17 protein-coding genes are annotated in these 16,789 nt (G+C 69.0%); 8 read left to right on the top strand and 9 right to left on the bottom strand.

The features are described 5' to 3' along the window. Positions 1-2 precede the first annotated feature (2 nt). Positions 3-944 (bottom strand): branched-chain amino acid ABC transporter permease, encoded by a 942-nt coding sequence (locus FHP25_RS27955; RefSeq protein WP_147850275.1) that lies wholly within the window; start codon positions 942-944, stop codon positions 3-5. Positions 945-1,055: 111 nt separating this feature from the next. Here FHP25_RS27955 and FHP25_RS27950 point away from each other — a divergent pair, with 111 nt between their 5' ends. Further along, complete coding sequence (locus tag FHP25_RS27950; RefSeq protein WP_147850274.1) at positions 1,056-1,775, top strand: DUF2161 domain-containing phosphodiesterase; 720 nt, start codon at positions 1,056-1,058, stop codon at positions 1,773-1,775. A gap of 64 nt (positions 1,776-1,839) precedes the next feature. On the opposite strand, the gene FHP25_RS27945 is transcribed toward FHP25_RS27950, so the two are convergent. Both FHP25_RS27945 and FHP25_RS27940 read right to left on the bottom strand, forming a co-directional pair. Continuing rightward, positions 1,840-2,208 (bottom strand): cupredoxin domain-containing protein, encoded by a 369-nt coding sequence (locus FHP25_RS27945; protein ID WP_147850273.1) that lies wholly within the window; start codon positions 2,206-2,208, stop codon positions 1,840-1,842. Between the two features lie 3 nt (positions 2,209-2,211). Beyond that, a complete protein-coding gene (locus FHP25_RS27940; RefSeq protein ID WP_147850272.1) occupies positions 2,212-3,099 on the bottom strand; it encodes a metallophosphoesterase family protein in 888 nt (295 codons plus the stop codon). Between the two features lie 136 nt (positions 3,100-3,235). On the opposite strand from FHP25_RS27940, the gene FHP25_RS27935 reads away from it, so the two are divergent. The 3 genes from FHP25_RS27935 (at position 3,236) to FHP25_RS27925 (ending at position 5,416) form a co-directional block, all read left to right on the top strand. After that, positions 3,236-3,784 (top strand): sigma-70 family RNA polymerase sigma factor, encoded by a 549-nt coding sequence (locus FHP25_RS27935; protein ID WP_178133829.1) that lies wholly within the window; start codon positions 3,236-3,238, stop codon positions 3,782-3,784. A 14-nt stretch (positions 3,785-3,798) separates the two neighbouring features. Beyond that, on the top strand, positions 3,799-4,587 hold the full coding sequence (locus FHP25_RS27930) for an anti-sigma factor family protein (protein WP_178133828.1): 789 nt from the start codon (positions 3,799-3,801) through the stop codon (positions 4,585-4,587). A 103-nt stretch (positions 4,588-4,690) separates the two neighbouring features. Then, on the top strand, positions 4,691-5,416 hold the full coding sequence (locus FHP25_RS27925) for a transporter substrate-binding domain-containing protein (RefSeq protein ID WP_147850269.1): 726 nt from the start codon (positions 4,691-4,693) through the stop codon (positions 5,414-5,416). Between the two features lie 100 nt (positions 5,417-5,516). On the opposite strand, the gene FHP25_RS27920 is transcribed toward FHP25_RS27925, so the two are convergent. Further along, the gene (locus FHP25_RS27920) at positions 5,517-6,176 is read right to left on the bottom strand and encodes a 3-oxoacid CoA-transferase subunit B (RefSeq protein ID WP_178133836.1); all 660 of its coding nucleotides are present in this window, start codon (positions 6,174-6,176) and stop codon (positions 5,517-5,519) included. 28 nt (positions 6,177-6,204) lie between these two features. Further along, on the bottom strand, positions 6,205-6,876 hold the full coding sequence (locus FHP25_RS27915) for a CoA transferase subunit A (RefSeq protein ID WP_147850267.1): 672 nt from the start codon (positions 6,874-6,876) through the stop codon (positions 6,205-6,207). Between the two features lie 142 nt (positions 6,877-7,018). Here FHP25_RS27915 and FHP25_RS27910 point away from each other — a divergent pair, with 142 nt between their 5' ends. Both FHP25_RS27910 and FHP25_RS27905 read left to right on the top strand, forming a co-directional pair. Then, positions 7,019-7,819, top strand: a complete 801-nt coding sequence (locus FHP25_RS27910) for a hypothetical protein (protein WP_147850266.1) — start codon at positions 7,019-7,021, stop codon at positions 7,817-7,819. Between the two features lie 121 nt (positions 7,820-7,940). Beyond that, a complete protein-coding gene (locus FHP25_RS27905) occupies positions 7,941-8,957 on the top strand; it encodes an LLM class flavin-dependent oxidoreductase (protein ID WP_147850265.1) in 1,017 nt (338 codons plus the stop codon). 126 nt (positions 8,958-9,083) lie between these two features. On the opposite strand, the gene FHP25_RS27900 is transcribed toward FHP25_RS27905, so the two are convergent. Then, on the bottom strand, positions 9,084-10,343 hold the full coding sequence (locus FHP25_RS27900) for a serine hydrolase domain-containing protein (protein ID WP_147850264.1): 1,260 nt from the start codon (positions 10,341-10,343) through the stop codon (positions 9,084-9,086). A gap of 147 nt (positions 10,344-10,490) precedes the next feature. Here FHP25_RS27900 and FHP25_RS27895 point away from each other — a divergent pair, with 147 nt between their 5' ends. Then, the gene (locus tag FHP25_RS27895; RefSeq protein ID WP_147850263.1) at positions 10,491-10,697 is read left to right on the top strand and encodes a hypothetical protein; all 207 of its coding nucleotides are present in this window, start codon (positions 10,491-10,493) and stop codon (positions 10,695-10,697) included. 54 nt (positions 10,698-10,751) lie between these two features. Here FHP25_RS27895 and FHP25_RS27890 read toward each other — a convergent pair whose 3' ends face one another. After that, positions 10,752-11,942, bottom strand: coding sequence for a CaiB/BaiF CoA transferase family protein (locus tag FHP25_RS27890; RefSeq protein ID WP_178133827.1), 1,191 nt, complete (start codon positions 11,940-11,942; stop codon positions 10,752-10,754). A 402-nt stretch (positions 11,943-12,344) separates the two neighbouring features. Here FHP25_RS27890 and FHP25_RS27885 point away from each other — a divergent pair, with 402 nt between their 5' ends. Further along, entirely contained in the window at positions 12,345-13,856 is a 1,512-nt protein-coding gene (locus FHP25_RS27885; protein ID WP_147850340.1) for an ATP-binding cassette domain-containing protein, read from the top strand. 139 nt (positions 13,857-13,995) lie between these two features. On the opposite strand, the gene FHP25_RS27880 is transcribed toward FHP25_RS27885, so the two are convergent. Together FHP25_RS27880 and FHP25_RS27875 are read right to left on the bottom strand one after the other, a co-directional pair. Continuing rightward, a complete protein-coding gene (locus tag FHP25_RS27880; protein WP_147850261.1) occupies positions 13,996-15,588 on the bottom strand; it encodes a DHA2 family efflux MFS transporter permease subunit in 1,593 nt (530 codons plus the stop codon). Further along, complete coding sequence (locus FHP25_RS27875; RefSeq protein ID WP_231712504.1) at positions 15,585-16,676, bottom strand: HlyD family secretion protein; 1,092 nt, start codon at positions 16,674-16,676, stop codon at positions 15,585-15,587. The genes FHP25_RS27880 and FHP25_RS27875 overlap by 4 nt, the downstream gene beginning before the upstream one ends. Positions 16,677-16,789: the final 113 nt, after the last annotated feature.

Below are 16,789 nucleotides of genomic sequence, written 5' to 3'. Positions count from 1 at the left end.
GCTCAGGTCCGCTCCGCCGAGCGGCCGAACATGCCGTGCGGCCGGAAGAACACGATCAGCAGGAAGACCACGAAGATCGCCGTGTTCTGCAGCTGGAACGGCAGCACCAGGGTCGACATCTGCTGCACCAGGCCGATGGTCATGCCGCCCCAGAAGGCACCCAGGATGCTGCCCAGCCCGCCCAGCACGACGCCGGCATACATGGTGATCACGAAGTCGAAGCCGATATAGGGCTGGAATGACTGGGAAGACGCGATCAGGCCGCCGGCGATCGCCGTCACGCCGCATCCCAGGGCGAAGGCGGTGCGATGGCAGCGGTCGACATCGATGCCCATGTAGAGGGCCGCCTCGGCGTTGTCCGCGGCAGCGCGCATCGACTTGCCCAGCGTCGTTCGCTTGAGGAAGAGGTACAGCAGGAGGGCGACGACGATGGCGACCGCGAAGCTCACCGCGCGGGCCTGGTTGATCAGGAACTCGCCGAGCTCCCACGACTCGCGCGACATCGGGGTCGGCACCGACAGCGGCAGCGAGCCGAACAGGATGAGCCCGCCGTTCTGCAGCACCAGCGCGATGCCCAGGGTGAGGATGATCTGGGCATAGTGGCCATCGCCCTCGGCGCCGACCGCCGCCACGCCGGTGACGCGCCCGACAAGGAACCGGTGCAGCAGCCAGCCGACCGCAAACACGATCGGCCCCGCAAGCAGGCCCGCGACCACCGGACCGACATAGGGCCCGAGCACGGCCATCACGCCCAGCGCCGTGGCGACATAGTAGGCGGCGTACATGCCGAGCATGAAGAAATCGCCCTGGGCGAAGTTCACCACGCGCATGACCCCGAAGATCATGCCCAGCCCGACACACATCAGGGCATAGGTGCCGCCGACCAGCAGGCCGGTGATCAGCGCCTGGAAAAAATCGATGGCGAACAGCTCGACTGCGCCCATCGCTTCCATCCCGCCAGAACGACGCTGATGCTGCGGCCCAGCGTTCGCCATTCTGAGCATAGGGTGTCGCGCTTGTGAACGCCATGGCCGATCTGCCATTCTCGCGCCGCGATGACGGCCGAGACTGATCTCTATGCGCCCGTGAAGGCCTTCCTCGAAGGCCAGGGCTATGTCGTGAAGGGCGAGATCCGCCAATGCGATATCGTGGCCGTGCGTGGCGCGGAGCCGCCGGTCGTGGTCGAGCTCAAGCGCGCCTTCAACCTCAGCCTGGTGCTGCAGGGCGTCGACCGGCTGAGCCTGAGCGACACGGTCTACCTCGCGATCGGCGCCTGGCCCAAGCGGCTGCGCGACATCAAGAGGCTGTGCCGCCGGCTGGGCCTGGGCTTGATGCTGGTCAGCGGCCCGCGTGTCGACGTCCTGCTCGATCCGCTGCCGTACCAGCCGCGCAAGAACACAAGGCGCGTGCAGCGCCTGCTGGGCGAGCATGCGCGTCGGGTCGGGGATCCCAACCGCGGCGGCGCCACGACCCGGCAGCCGGTCATGACGGCATATCGTCAGCAGGCGTTGCGCTGCGCCGCCCTGCTGGCGACGCATGGTCCGATGACCCCGGCGCAGCTGCGCGCCGCCGATGACCTGCCCAGCGCCGGCCGGATCCTTCTGCAAGACGCCTATGGCTGGTTCGAGCACGTCGGCCGCGCGCTCTACGGACTCACCCCCGAAGGCCGGCGCGGGCTGGAGCGGTTTGGCTGGGCAGTGTCGTTCCCTCCCCCAACCCTGGTTGGGGAGGTGCCCGACGGGCGGAGGGGGAGGCAGCCGGGTCTTCGTAACTGAGACCACGTCGCCTCCCCTCCGCCCCTTCGGGGCACCTCCCCAACTTCGTTGGGGAGGAATTCCCCTACCCTTCCACCAGCATCGTGCCGCCCATGTCCTCGTGACCATCGCCACAGAAGATGTCACAGAAATAGGAGAAGCTGCCGGCACGGTCCGGCGTCAGCTGCACCGCGGTGACGACGCCCGGCACGATGTCGGTGCGCAGGTTGAAGTCGGGCATCTTGAAGCCGTGGATGCGGTCTTCCGAGCTCAGCAGCAGCATGACGGGCTCGCCGACCCGTGCGGTGACGCTCGAGGGGGTGAACTCGAACTTCTTGGCCGAGATGCGGATCTCGCGCACGGCCGGCTCGGCGGCAAGGCCGACGGCAGCCGCCAGGCCGGAAGCGACCGGCGCCGCTGCCAGCCATCGCAGCGTCGTTCTACGGTTGATCATGGCTCAGGCCTTGGCGACCGGCAGTTCCTTGAGGGCATAGGAGCTGGCCACGCCGACGGCGACGTCGCGCGTGCCCAGCCCGCGATAGGGCGTCGCCGCATCGAACGGCAGAGGCGCGCGCCGCGGCTGGGAGCCTGGCGCAGGCAGCGGGAAGACCAGCGATTGCGCTGCATGGTGCGCGATATGGCCGGTGACGTGGTGGTGCTCCTGGTGGATATGGCCATAGAACACCACGACATTGCGGTAGGGCATCAGCAGCTCCATGACCTTGGCGCCATCGGCGGTCGCCCAGTCCCATGACGGATAGAGGTCGAACAGCGGCCGGTGCGTCATCACCACGATGCGGTCCTCGGGCTTGCGCTGCTTGAGGTCGGCTGCGAGCCACGCCAGCTGCTCGTCGCCCACCCTGGCGGCCGGGTCCGAGACGTTGTCGAGCGCGATGAAATGCACGCCTTTGTGATCGAAGGTGTAGTTGGGCGCGCCGAAGAACTCCTTGTAGGCTTCGCCGCGGTCGAGCGACGCGTCGTGCTCCCCGGGCATGAAGCGGACATCCTTCACGCGCAGCGCCGAGACGATCTCCTTGAAGCGCTTGAGCCGCGCGCGGCGCTCCTTGGGGTCGTCAGTGGTGTGGGTGAGGTCGCCGGTGAAGACGATGAAGTCGGGTTGCGCCGCCAGGCCGTTGACCGTCTCGACGGCTTTCTCGAGCGTATGCGCCGCGTCCGGGTTGGCGGGACCGGTGTAGCCCCAATGCGTGTCCGAAAACTGCACGAAATGGAAATCGCTGCCTTGCGCCTGGGCGCCGCCGGCGGCCGGGAACAGCCCCGAGGCGAAGGCGACGCCGGCGATGCCGCCGAGCCTGAGGAATTCACGGCGATCGTAGCCTGTCTGCATCCTGCCCTCCTCGCGTCCCGCGCAGAGGGGACGTGCTGGGGGATACCGGGGATGCCCAACGGTTATTCCGGCGACATCCCGGATGGAATAAAAACGGCCATGGTCTGGTCTGGGATCGATGTCTCGCGTCGCCGGCATGACTGACACCGCCCGGGCGCAGCGCTTCGCGGCGTTGGCCTTGCCGCACCTCGATGCCGCCTACGGTTTCGCGCGCCGGCTGACGCGCAACGACAGCGAGGCGCAGGACGTCGCGCAGGAGGCGTTCCTGCGCGCCTGGCGCTACTTCGAGACATTCCATGGCCAGGATGCGCGCCCCTGGCTGCTGACGATCGTGCGCAACACGTTCATGTCGCTGCGTCGCGCGCGCGGCGCGCCGATGGCCGGATTGGAGGATGCCGACGTGGCGCTCGACGAAGCATTGGCCGGCACCGAGGCGCTCGCCGCCCCGCCGGTGACGCCGGAGAAGGCCTTGCTGGCGGCCGACGCGAAGCGCTCGGTGATGGCCGCGCTCGATGCCCTGCCGGTGGCGGCGCGGGAGGTTCTGGTGCTGCGCGAGCTCGAGGAGCTCTCCTACAAGCATATCGCGACGATCCTGGACGTGCCGATCGGCACGGTGATGTCGCGCCTGGCGCGGGCGCGCGCGGCGCTGGCGGCCGAGATCCGGCGCCGCGCCGAGGACGATTGACGAGGATGACGGCGATGGATTGCGCCACCTGCGAAGCCCTGATCGACGCCTACGCCGATGGCGAGCTGTCGGCCGACATGGCGGTCGCGCTGGAGCGCGCCCTGCCCCAGTGCCCCGGCTGCCGGCAGCGCCTCGAGGAGGCCCGGCTGCTGCGTGATGCGCTGCGGGCAGCGCCGGTGCCGCGCGCGCCGGACAGCTTACGGGCCAATATCCTCGCCGCCCTGCCGGCGCAGGGCAACGGCGCCACGGTGGTGGCGATGCCGCGTCATGCCGCGGCGGCGCCCTCTGCCACGCGGCGGAACACGATGCGTTGGGCCGCTGCCATCGTCGTCGCGCTCGGCGTCGGCTGGGCCGGCGGCCGCTTCCTGCCGACAACCGCGGACGCACCGCAAGAGGCGCGCGAGATCGTGGACGGCTACCTGCGGGTGACGGCCACCGACCGGCCCGTGGACGTCGCCTCATCCGACCGCCACACGGTGAAGCCGTGGTTCGGCGGCCGGGTCGCCTATGCCCCGCCGGTCCATGACCTCACCACCGACGGCTTCCCGCTGGTGGGCGGCCGCGTCGACGTCATCGACGGCCGCAAGACGGCGGTGCTCGTCTACCAGCGCAACCGCCATGTGCTGGCGCTCTTCCTCTGGCCCGGCGACAGCCCCGGCGTGAGCAGCGAGGTGCGCAACGGCTTCGGCCTGCGTCGCTGGTCGCATGGCGGCTTCGTGTTCCACGCCATCGCCGATCTGGCGCTGTCCGATCTCGACCGGTTCGCCGCCGCGCTCAACGCGCGCCTCGACGCGGAACGGTGATCTGCCGGGAGCGCGCCACTCCAGTGGCGCGCTCCCGGTGAATTGCGCTCCCGCGACGGATCAACATACGATAGCCGGCATCATTCGATTGCAAGGTCAGCCCATGTCCCCAGACGTCATCGCCCAGCTCGCGCCAACGGGCGTCCTGCGTGCCGGCATCAATCTTGGCAATTTCCTGCTGGTCACCGGCCGCAGCGCCGATGGCGATCCTGAAGGCGTGGCGCCCGATATGGCGCGCGAGATCGCGACCCGCCTGGGCGTGCCGGTGAAGTACGTGCCCTACAAGACGCCGGGCGAGCTGGCCGATGCCGCCGGCAGCGGCGCCTGGGATATCGGCCTGATCGGCGCCGAGCCGGCGCGCGCCGAGACGATCGCGTTCACCGCTGCCTATGTCGAGATCGAGGCGACATACCTCGTGCCGGCCGGCTCGCCGCTGCACAGCGTGGCTGACGTCGACCGGCCCGGCGTGCGCATCGCCGTGACGGCGCGCAGCGCCTATGATCTGTGGCTCGCGCGCAACATCAAGCACGCCGAGCTGATGCGCTCGGGCAGCCTCGATGCCGCCTGCGAGCAGTTCGTGCGCGACAAGCTCGATGCGCTCGCCGGCTTGCGGCCACGGCTGCTGGCGGATGTGCAGAAGATTCCCGGCGCGCGCATCCTCGACGGCCAGTTCACCGCCGTGCAGCAGGCCGTCGGCACGGCGCGCGCCAACACCGCGGGCGCCGCCTTCCTGCGCGAGCAGGTCGAGGCGCTGAAGGCTTCGGGCTTCGTCGCCGGCCTCATCGCACGCCACAAGGTGGCGGGCCTGTCCGTGGCGCCGGCGGGATAATCCTTCGGCGGGGGCCGGACCGCGCGGCTCCTGCCGCGCTCTTCGCACCATGAGCGCGCCGGGAGGCGCGCGGTCCGGCTCACGCCGCCGTGCGTCAACATCAGCCGCCATGACCAAGCGCCGGCGCGACCAGGGGGCGGCAGCCGGGCGCGGGCGTGATGGCGGCGCCGGTGCGGGCGCGCAGCGCCTCCAGGCTCATGCCGGCCAGCAGCTCGCGCGCGATGAAGCCGTCGGCCGTCACGTCGATGACGGCAAGATCGGTGTAGACGCGCTGGACGCAGCGCACCGCCGTCAGCGGCAGGGTGCAGGCCTCGAGCAGGCGCGGCCGCCCGTCCCGGGTCGTGTGCTCCATGATCACCCAGGTCGCCTTGGCGCCCACCGCCAGGTCCATCGCGCCGCCGACCAGCGGGCCCTTGTCGGGCACACGGGCATCCCAGTTGGCAAGGTCGCCATTGGCCGCCACCTCGAAGGCGCCGAGGATGGTCACGTCAATATGGCCGCCACGGATCATGGCGAACGACCAGGCCGAATCGATGATGCTGCCGCCCGGCCGCAACGTGACCTTGCGGCTGCCGGCGTCGACCAGGTCGGGCTCGATACCGTCGGGTGCCGCGGCGGGGCCGACACCGATGACGCCGTTCTCCGACTGGAAGAAGACGTCGCGGCCGGCCGGCAGGTGATCCGATGCCAGCACCGGAATGCCGATCCCGAGATTGACGACCATGCCGTCGGCGATGTCCTGCGCCGCCCGCCAGGCCATCTGATCGCGGTTCAGGGGCTGCGGCAACTCAGCCTCCCACCGCGACGACGCGGTCGACGAAGACACCGGGCACCTGCACGCGCTCGGGTGGAATGGGCGCCTCGTGCGCTTCACGCACCTCGGCCACGGTGAGGGATGCGGCGGTGGCCATGGCCGGTCCGAAATTCATCTGCGCATGGCGGAAGGCCAGATTGCCGTAGCGGTCGGCGATATCGGCGCGCACCAGGGCGAGATCGCCGGTGATCGCCTCCTCCAGCACGCAATCGCGGCCGGCGATGGTGCGGGTCTCCTTGCCGCGGGCGAGATCGGTGCCGAAGCCGACCGGCGTGAAGAACGCCGGGATGCCGGCACCGCCGGCGCGGATACGCTCGGCGAAAGTGCCTTGCGGCACGCACTCGAGCTCGATCCTGCCGTCGCGCAGCAGCAGCTCGAAAGGCGACAGCTCGGCGCCGCGCCCACGGCCGCTGCTGGCGATCACCTTGCGCACCAGGCCGGCCGCGATCAGCTCGTGGGTCAGCGACGCCGGATGGGTCGCCGAGTTCACGACCAGCGTCAGGTCCTTGGGCCCGTGCTCACAAAGCGCGCGTAAGAGCACATTGGCAAAGCCGGCGCCGCCGAAGCCGGTGATGAATACGGTGGCCTCGTCCCTCACGTCGCGCAACGCGTCCGCGGCCGTCGCGACCCGCTTGTCGATCGGCATTGCCGTGCTCCACTCTCTACACGCTGGCACAACACTGCGGCGCGCATCGCGCCGGCACAAGAAAACAGGGAGCGGCCTTCCATTTATTAGCAAATATGTGTAAATTTATACACAAACAACTTGAAGTTGGGGGATGCAAGCCATGCAGCGGATTGAAGCGCACCGGCCTGCCGAAGCGTTCCATCAATGCTGGCAGGCGGCGGGCGAGCACATCCAACGGCACGCGCCGGCATCGCTCGCCTGGCTCAAGGCACGCTTTGAGCCGCCGTTCCTGGAGCACCTGTCGTTTCGCATCGGCAACCAGCTTTTCTTCGTCCAGATCGAGGATGAGCACCGGGAGCTGGAGCTGCCGGGGAACCGAAAGGGACTGATGAGGATCGCCGGTGCCTGCCGCGGACACCCCTGCGTCCTGCCCATGCGGCTTTCATCGGATGCATGGTCGCCGGTCCATTGCGGCTGGGGCCTTCGCCACGCGCAAACCGGCGAGCCGGTCGATCCGGGCGCATTGGTCACCGACGAGCGCATCGAAATGACCGACTGGGAGGTGCACGACTGCGCCGTGGAAGCGGTGCGTGAGCGCCTGGAAGAGCAAGGCCGCGAGGTCACGGCATCGGCGGGTGATCCGGACCTGAACCCGGCCATCTGGTTCAAGGGAGACCGCGGGCCGGAATGGGTGGTCGTGCGTGCGGCACGCCATCCCGCCCCGGACCCAGAACCGCCCGCGAACTGGGCTCAGATCGCCCAAAGCTGCGCGCATCTGAGCAAGACAGGGCATTTCGCTGCGGTGAGATTCGCCAGTCCCGACGATCCGTTCGACCCTGAAGGCCATGGCGCCATACCGCTGTGGCGTGGCCACGCCATGATCCCCAACAATTTCAAGCTGGTGCAGCCCGGCCGGCCGGTGGGCCTCCTCGGCAGGCTGATGCCGGGTTGGCGACGGTGACAGGCTGACCACGCCTGGCGCAGCGACCCGGTTTAGAGTTGGCGTCCCTGCGGCGGATGCCCATATGCTGGCGCGAATGCAACGTGCGCGCAGCGCATGCCACGCCAACAGGTGGTCCGCCGTGATTCCCTTTTCCGTACTCGACCTGTCGCCGATCATCGCCGGCGGCGATGCCGGCCTCGCCTTCCGCAACAGCCTCGATCTCGCCCAGCATGCCGAACGCTGGGGCTACAAGCGCTACTGGCTGGCCGAGCATCACAACATGCCCGGCATTGCCAGCGCCGCGACGGCGGTGGTGATCGGACATGTCGCCGCCGGCACGCGCACCATCCGGGTCGGCTCCGGCGGCATCATGCTGCCCAACCATGCGCCGCTGATGGTCGCCGAGCAGTTCGGCACGCTCGAGTCCCTCTATCCCGGCCGCATCGACCTGGGCCTGGGCCGCGCGCCGGGCACGGACATGCGCACCGCGCAAGCCCTGCGCCGCTATCTCGCCGGCGCCGACCGCTTTCCGCAGGACGTGATCGAGCTGCAGGCCTATCTGCAGCCGGCCCAACCCGGGCAGGCCGTGCGCGCGGTGCCGGGAGCCGGACTCGACATCCCGATCTGGATCCTGGGCTCCAGCCTGTTCGGTGCCCAGCTCGCCGCGGCGCTGGGCTTGCCCTTCGCCTTCGCCTCGCATTTCGCGCCCGACCACCTGCTCGATGCGCTGGACATCTATCGACAGCAATTCAAGCCGTCGGAGCAGCTTGCGCAGCCCTACGCCATGGCCGGGATCGCGGTGGTCGCCGCCGACACCGATGCCGAGGCGCAGCGTCTCTTCACCTCGCTGCAGCAGCAGTTCATCAACCTGCGGCGCGGCACGCCCGGCCCCCTGCAGCCGCCGGTCGACACGATGGAAGGCCGCTGGTCGGCGGCCGAGCGCGCCGGCGTGGCGCATGCGATGAGCCGCGCGCTGGTCGGCTCGCCGGAGACGGTGCGGCGCGGCATCGAGGCCTTTATCGCCGAGACCGGCGTCGACGAGCTCATGATGGCGGGCCAGATCTACGACCACAAAGCCCGCCTGCGCTCCTTCGAGATCGCCGCCGCGATCCACGGCGTGATGGCCAGGGACGAGGCCGCGGTCCCGGTGGCGTAGCTGCAGTCCCACTGTCATCCCGAGCGCAGCGAGGGATCTCCGGCGAGTAGCGCACCCTGCGCCATGCGCAGGAGATCCCTCGCTGCGCTCGGGATGACAGGTGTATCCGCGACCAGCGATTCGATCTCAGTCGACGATCGCCGCCTGCACCATCGTGCGGAACTGGTTGCGCAGCATGATGCGATCGCCGTCGCTCACCTGCACCATGTAGATCGCAATCAGGTCTTCCTTGGGGTCGACCCAGAACAGGGTGCCGGCATTGCCGGCCCAGCCGAACTCGCCCACCGAGCCGGGCAGGCCGGCGCCGCCGACCCTGCGGCGCACCTCGAAGCCGAGGCCGAAGCCCAGTCCTGGCGGGCGCCCCGGCAGGCCCGCGACATGGTCGGCGGTCATGAACTCGATCGTCTTGCGACCCAGGAGGCGCTGCTCGCCCAGCTCGCCGCCGTTCGACAGCATCAGGGCGAAGCGCAGATAGTCTTCCATGGTCGCGGTGAGCCCGCCACCGCCGGATTCGAAGCGCGGCTTCTGCGCCACGTCGAAGCGCCGGGTCATGGGCGGTCCGTCCGGGCGCTGCCAGGGCTGGGCGGCGCGTGCCATCTTGTCGGCCGGCACGTAGAACGCCGTGTCGCTCATGCCCAGCGGCTGGAATATCCGTTCCGCGAGGAAGGCGCTCAGCGTCCTGCCCGACACGACCTCGATCAGCCGGCCCAGCACATCGGTCGACACGCCATACTCCCAGCGCGTGCCCGGGGAGAAACGCAACGGCAACGCCGACAGCCGCGACACAAACTCCGCGGTGCTCGCCTCGCGATCGCCCAGGCGCGCCTGGACATAGGCCGTGTTGACCAGCGAATGGCCGCGCGCGCCGTAGATCAGGCCCGAGGTGTGACGCAGCAGATCCTGCACCGTCATCGGGTGGTCCGGCTCCACCAGCTCCAGCGCCGGCTTGCCGGCCGCATCGGCCTTCTCGACACCCACCTTCATCTTGCCGATCTCGGGCAGGAAGCGCGCCACGGGATCGGTGATCTGCATCCGGCCTTCCTCGACCAGCATCATCGCGGCGACGCTGACGATCGGCTTGGTCATCGAGTAGATCCGGAAGATCGCATCCGGGCGCATCAGGTCGTTCGCGGCGCGATCGCGATAGCCCAGGGTCTTGAACCACGCGACCTTGCCCTGGCGGACGACAAGCATGACGGCGCCGGGCACCAGGCCTGAATCGATATGCTCCCGCGTCACCGCCTCGATGCGCGCCAGCTGCGACGACGACAGGCCGACGTCTTCAGGCGTGTCGGCGCGCGGCAGTGGCATCTCGGCGCGGGCCGGAGCGACAGCGAAGAAGCCGGCGAGAACCAGGACGGCATAGATCCGCTGCAGATAGCGCATGGTGGATTCCTCTGCCGAGGCGGTCCTCGACTATCGCATCACCGGCGACCCCGTCACCAGATCATTCCACATCAAGTGACCTTTCTGTGATGGCGATGGCTCCCTGGTAGCGCTATATGCTGGCGGCAACGAATGACGGTGGCGAGCATGGACGAGATGAAATCCCTCAAAGACCAGATGAAATCCGTCCAGGCAGCCTGCCGCACCGCCCGCACCACCGACAACGGCCGCCATTGGGAAGTGCTGACCGGCCTGATCTCGGTGATCAACTCGCTCATGGACATGCATCAACGCCAGGAAGACCGCATCCATCGCCTGGAAGCGGCGTTGCGCGAGCAGCAGGCGCAGAGCTGATCGCCGCCCGTCCAGGCGGCAGCCGGGAGACCAAGCCGCACGCAGGCCCGCCGATCACCGCGCCGAGGCGATAGCCCCGCCAGCCATGAGGCCCGATATCTCGTCGGGGCTGTAGCCGTGCTCGCGCAGGACGGCCTCGGTATGCTGGCCGCACACCGGGGCCGTGGCGCCTGGCGTGCCGTCGGCAGGCATCACAGCGCCCGGCAGGATCGGCATCGGCACGGGTTGGGTCATGCCGGGCTGGTTCAGCCAATGGATCAGCCTGGTTGCCTCCACGTGCGGCTGGGCCATGAACTCAGCATATGAGTTCAGACGCTCGTACATCAGGCGCGCGGCGCCGAACCGTTCCGCCCAGTGCTGCGTCGGACGCGCCGCGAGCGCCGGCCTGACGATCGCATAGAGCGCCTCGGGATCAGCCACCCGTGCTGCCGGGGTGGCGAACCGCTCGTCGCGGCCCAGCTGCGGCAGCTCCATCGCCTCGCACATGGCCAGCCAGTCGCGGTCGTTGATGACCGCCATCGATATCCAGCCATCCGCCGTCTTGAACACGCCGCCCGGTACGGCGCCGGGCTTCATGGTGCCGCCCTCCAGATGGCAGGCCATCATGCGGATCGACTGCAGCGCGGCGGCGGCCTGCATGAGGCTGATCTCGATGAAGCGGCCGCGCGGCTGGTCGCGGCGCGCGTAGAGCGCCGCCGAGACCGCCTGGAAAGCGTAGAGCGCGGTGGACATGTCGACCACGATCACCGGCACGCGGTGCGGGATGCCGTCCTCGCCGCGGTTCTCCACCATCATGCCGGTATAGGCCTGCAGCACCGGGTCCGTCGCCGGCCGCTCGGCCAGCGGTCCGGATTGGCCGAAGCCCGAGATCGAGACGTAGAGGAGCCGCGGCACGCGCGCCGACACCGCCTCGTAGTCGAAGCCCAGCCGCTTGATGACGCCCGGCCGGAAGCCCTCCATGAACACGTCGGCCTCGTCCAGCAGGCGCCAGAGCACGTCACGGCCGGCCTCGGTCTTGAGGTTGAGCGCCACGCTGCGCTTGCCCATGTTGCCCACGATCGAGAACACGGAATGGTTGCCATACCGCACGCCCAGCCCGCGCGACCAGTCGCCCGCGCCCTCGGTGGTCTCGACCTTGATCACATTGGCGCCGTGCTGCGCCAGCATCATGCCGCAATAGGGACCGGCGATTCCCTGGCTCAGGTCGACCACCTTCAACCCGGCGAATGGGGCGTCGTAGCTCAACAGAATCCTCCTCGGGCCCAGCATGGACGGCCCGCCAATGTCGTCGGTAGCGGGCAGCGCACACAACCACGCGGACAACATACCCGCTAGCCTGGATCGCACGGGCTGTGCCGGATTCGGAACACCGCCGTCCCGGGCGGCTACGGGTGCTCTTGCAAACCGCACCGACATCCCGTAACCACTCGAGCGGATTCCATCCGGCAGGGAGGGCTGCGTGAGCGCATACAATCAGCACCACCCGCGCGGCCCCTGCCACGCCCCGCGACAGCACGTCGTGGGGCCGGCCATCGCACGGAACTGACACCACAGCGTTCCGCTCCGTCTGGTCTGTCCCGAACGGCATCTTGAGGCATTCGCCCGCGGGCGCGCCTTTCCGTTGGCATGACAACCAGTGAGTCGAACATGGGCTCGTTCAGCCTGCGCAGCGTGAGCGTGCTTGCGCCTGCCCCCCTATTCCAGAACCTCAACCTGATGATCGGTGATGCCGATCGCCTGGGCCTCGTCGGCGGCAACGGCACCGGCAAGACCACCCTGCTGCGATGCCTGGCCGGCCTGGCCGAGCCCACGAGCGGCGAGGTCGTGCGCTCGCGCGGCCTGCGGGTCGGGCTCGTCGAGCAGGAGGTCCCCTCCAACCTGCTGGGCCTGTCCCTGGCCGACTGCGTGCGCCGGGCCTTGCCGCCGGCCGATCGCGACAGCGAAAGCTGGCGGGTCGACCTCGTGCTCGACGAGCTGGAGACGCCCGCCGACCTGCGCGGGCGCCCCCTGCAGGCGCTCAGCGGCGGCTGGCAGCGGCTGGCGCTGATCGCGCGCGCCTGGGTCACTGACCCCGACGCGCTGCTGCTCGACGAGCCGACGAACCATCTCGACCTGGCCAAGATCGGCCTGCTGGAGGCGTGGGTCACGAGTCCGGCGCGCCGGATCCCCATGGTGATCACCAGCCACGACCGGCAGTTCCTGGATACCTGCACGACGCACACGCTCTTTCTGCGCGAGGGGATATCGCATTACTACGCCCATCCCTACTCGCGTGCCCGCCGCCTGCTGGCCGAGGCGGACGCCGCACAGGAGGCGAAATTCGCCAAGGACAGCCGCGAGGCGGACCGCCTGCGCCAGAGCGCCCACGCCCTGCGCAACATCGGCATCAACAGCGGCAGCGATGCGTCCCAGAAGAAGGCCAAGCAGATGGCACAGCGCGCCGACGACCTCGAGCAGACATTGCGGCGGGCACCCGTCGAGAAGCCGGGCGATATCCGGCTGGCCAACCGCGGCACGCATGCGCGCGTGCTGGTCAGGCTCGACGATGTCACGGTGGAAGCGCCGGATGGCCGCGCCCTCTTCCGCACCGGCAAGCTCGCGATCCTGCAGCAGGATCGTCTCATCGTGCTGGGGCGCAATGGCGTCGGCAAATCGCGCTTCATCGCGCTGCTGCGCCGGGCGATGATCGAGCATGACAGCGTGCCGGGGGTCACGATCAGCCCATCGGTCGTACCCGGCTATATCGACCAGCTCATGTCGCACCTGCCCGGCGGCGCAACGCCGCTGGCCTTCATCGGCGACAGCTTCCGCCTTGGCGACCAGCGCAGCCGCAGCCTGCTGGCCGGCGCCGGCTTCGCGGTGGAGCGGCAGCTTCAGCCCATTGCGCAGCTATCGCCGGGCCAGAAGGCGCGCCTGGGCCTGCTGGCGCTGCGCCTGCTCGAGCCGAATGTCTACCTGATGGACGAACCCACCAACCATGTCGACATCGCCGGGCAGGAGAAGCTCGAGGCCGAGATCCTGGCGCACGCGGCGACCTGTGTGCTGGTGTCCCACGACCGCCGGTTCATGAAGACGCTGGGCACGCGCTTCCTTCTGATCCAGGGCGGCCGGATGACCGAGGTCGATGCGCCGGAGGCTATGCGGAATCTCTCAAAGTGAGCGCCAGGGCATTCGCATATCTTCTTTGTCATCCCAGGCCTGCCGTCATCCCGAGCGCAGCGAGGGATCTCCCGCGAGGGACGCACCGTGCGCCATCTGCGGAAGATCCTCGCTGCGCTCGGGATGACAGCAGGCCCGCTCACGCCCGCTTCGGGATATGGACCGACACGTCGACCGGACGGGCGAGCACGTAGAGCAGCAGCACGACCAGGAGCACGGCCCCGATCACGGCGAAGGCATCGGCGTAGGCCAGGACGAAGGCCTCGCGCTGGATGACGCGCGCGAGCAATGCATAGCCACGCAACGTCGCCTGCTCGTCGCCGACGCTGCGGCCGGCGACGGCGTTGCTCAGCGCCGCCGTGCGCTGGTCGGTCATCCAGTCGCCGATGTCGACGTTGAGGTTGATCAGGTTGGCGTGGACATGCTCGCGCACGGTGATCAGCGTGCCCACGACGGCGATGCCGACCGTGCCGCCGAAGCTGCGCACGAGGTTGACGAGGCGCGCCAGGCTCAGGCCGTCGGCCGGTGACTTCACGACGGAGAAGCCCAGCGTGATCACCGAGACGACGATGATGGGCTGCGCCACGGCCTGGATGAACTCCGCCGGCAGGAACTCGGGCCCGGCCCAGTCATGGGTGATCTCCACGCTCATGAAGCAGCTTGCGGTCAGCAGGCCGAAGCCCAGCGCCAGCAGCAGCCGCACATCGACGAAGCGCAGGATCGTGGGGATCACGAACGGCAGCAGCAGCTGCGGCAACGCCACCCAGAACAGCACCTCGCCGACATCCTGCGGCCGATAGCCCTGGATGCGCGTGAGGTACTGCGGCAGCACGTAGGCTGAGGCCAGCAAGGCGATGCGGAACGCGAGCATGGTCACCATGCCCAGCGCGAGGTTGATATGCCGCAGCAGGCGCAGGTCGATCAGAGGCGCCGGATGCCGCAGCTCGTGGACGACGAAAACCACCATCAGGCCCGCGCCGGCCAGCAGCAGGCCGTTGATCAATCCCGAGCCCAGCCAATCGAGACGATTGCCCTGGTCCAGGGCCGCCGACAGGAAGCCCAGGCCCAGCGCGCAGGTGGCCATGCCGAACCAGTCGCCGTTGCGAAGGACCTCCCGGTTGGAGGGCTCCCGCGGCAACCCCCATGCGGTGCCTGCCACCACCATGGCGCCGACCGCCGCGGCCATCCAGAAGATGAAGCGCCATGACAGTGCTTCGGTGATCCAGCCTTCGAACGTCGCCGAGATGTTCGACGTGAACGTCGAGCTGAGGCTGTAGAGCCCGAACCCGTACAGCCGCCAGCGCAGCGGCAGCCAGCGGATCATGATGAACAGCGTCACCGGGATCAGCGTGCCGGCGCTCAGCCCGCGCGCGAATTGCAGCGCCAGCAGGCTCGGCAGGTCCGGCGCCAGCGGGCAGAGCAGCGAGAAGATGACGAAGCAGCCGGCGCTGATCACCACCAGGCGGCGCACCGAGAACGACAGCCCGATCCACGACGCGAACGGTATGATGGCGATGTCGCCGACGGTGTAGGCTGTCGTGATCCAGGACCCTTCGTCGAAGCCGGCGCCGATCGCGCCCTGGATATCCGCCAGCCCGAAGCTGGCGAGGCGCGTGCTGAGGGTCGACATCGCCGCGCCGAGCATCACGCTGAGGACGCCCACCGCGGCCCGGGCCGTGATCGTCTCGGGCGCCGGCGGCATGCCGCCCGCAGGAACCGCGACGTCGCTCATCGGCGCACCGGCGCATCCGCATGGATGGTGGTGACCACCGACATCCCCGGCCGCAGGCGGCCTTTGAGGGCATGGTCGGCATCGAGCACGATCTTCACCGGAATGCGCTGCACCACCTTGGTGAAGTTGCCGGTGGCGTTGTCCGGCGGCAGCAGGCTGAACTGGGCGCCGCTGGCCGGGGCCAGGCTGTCGACATGCCCGCTGATCGTCACGCCGGGGAAGGTGTCGACGGCGATATCGACGCGCTGTCCCGGCTCGACCCGGGTGAGCTGGGTTTCCTTGTAGTTGGCGACCACCCAGACCGTCTGCAGCGGCACCACGGTGATCAGCTGCGTGCCGGGCCGCACATATTGGCCGGTGCGCACGTTGCGCTCGCCCACCATGCCGTCGATCGGCGCCGCCACCTTGGTGTAGCCCAGATTGATGCGCGCCAGGTCGAGCATGGCCTGCTTGGACTTGAGCGCCGCGCGCAGCTCGCTTTCCTCGGTATCGAGCACGGCGAGCTGCGTGCGCCGCGCCTCCAGATCGGCCTCGCTGCGCGCCAGCTGGGCGCGGAACCGCTTCTCCTCGGCGACGGCGACCTCCAGCCGCTGGGCCGTGCCATAGGTCGATTTCACCAGCTCGCGCTGGCGCTCGGCCTCCAGCCGGCTGCGCTCGACATCGGCCTTGATCGCGTTGATCTGCTCCTCGGCCTCGTCGAGCTGACGCTTCTGCATGGCCTTGCGCGCCTTGATGTTGTCGATGCTGGCCTCGGCCGCCAGCACATCCGCCTCGGCCTGCGCCAGGCGCGCGCGGTAGTCGTCGTCGACGATCTCGACCAGCAGCTCGCCCGCCTTGACGACCTGGAAGTCGTTGACCGGCACGGCGCGCACGATGCCCTCGACCTTGGCGCTGAGCGGCGTGATGTCGCCGCGCACATAGGCATTGTCGGTCGTCTGCTGCGTCCGGCTGCTCGTCCAGCCCACCCATTCGCTTGCAAAGACGACGACGATCGCGACCGCCACCGCCAGGATGCCGCCCCGGACCAGCACGCCGCGCGCCGCCGCCATGCGCTGCAGGATTCCCTGGAGGCTGACCGGTGCCCTCATGACGACCCTCCAGTGGTGCTCAAACAGCCGTTATGGGGACTTGGCCGGGCCGCGGCGCTCCAGCGCCGCATCCGGCGCGTAGCGCCGGACACATGAGCGGCGCTGGAGCGCCG

The sequence above is a fragment of the Vineibacter terrae genome (assembly GCF_008039615.1).
Classification (GTDB): domain Bacteria; phylum Pseudomonadota; class Alphaproteobacteria; order Reyranellales; family Reyranellaceae; genus Vineibacter; species Vineibacter terrae.
Note: the sequence above shows the minus strand (reverse complement) of the source record. Positions and strands in the feature narration are given on the sequence as shown.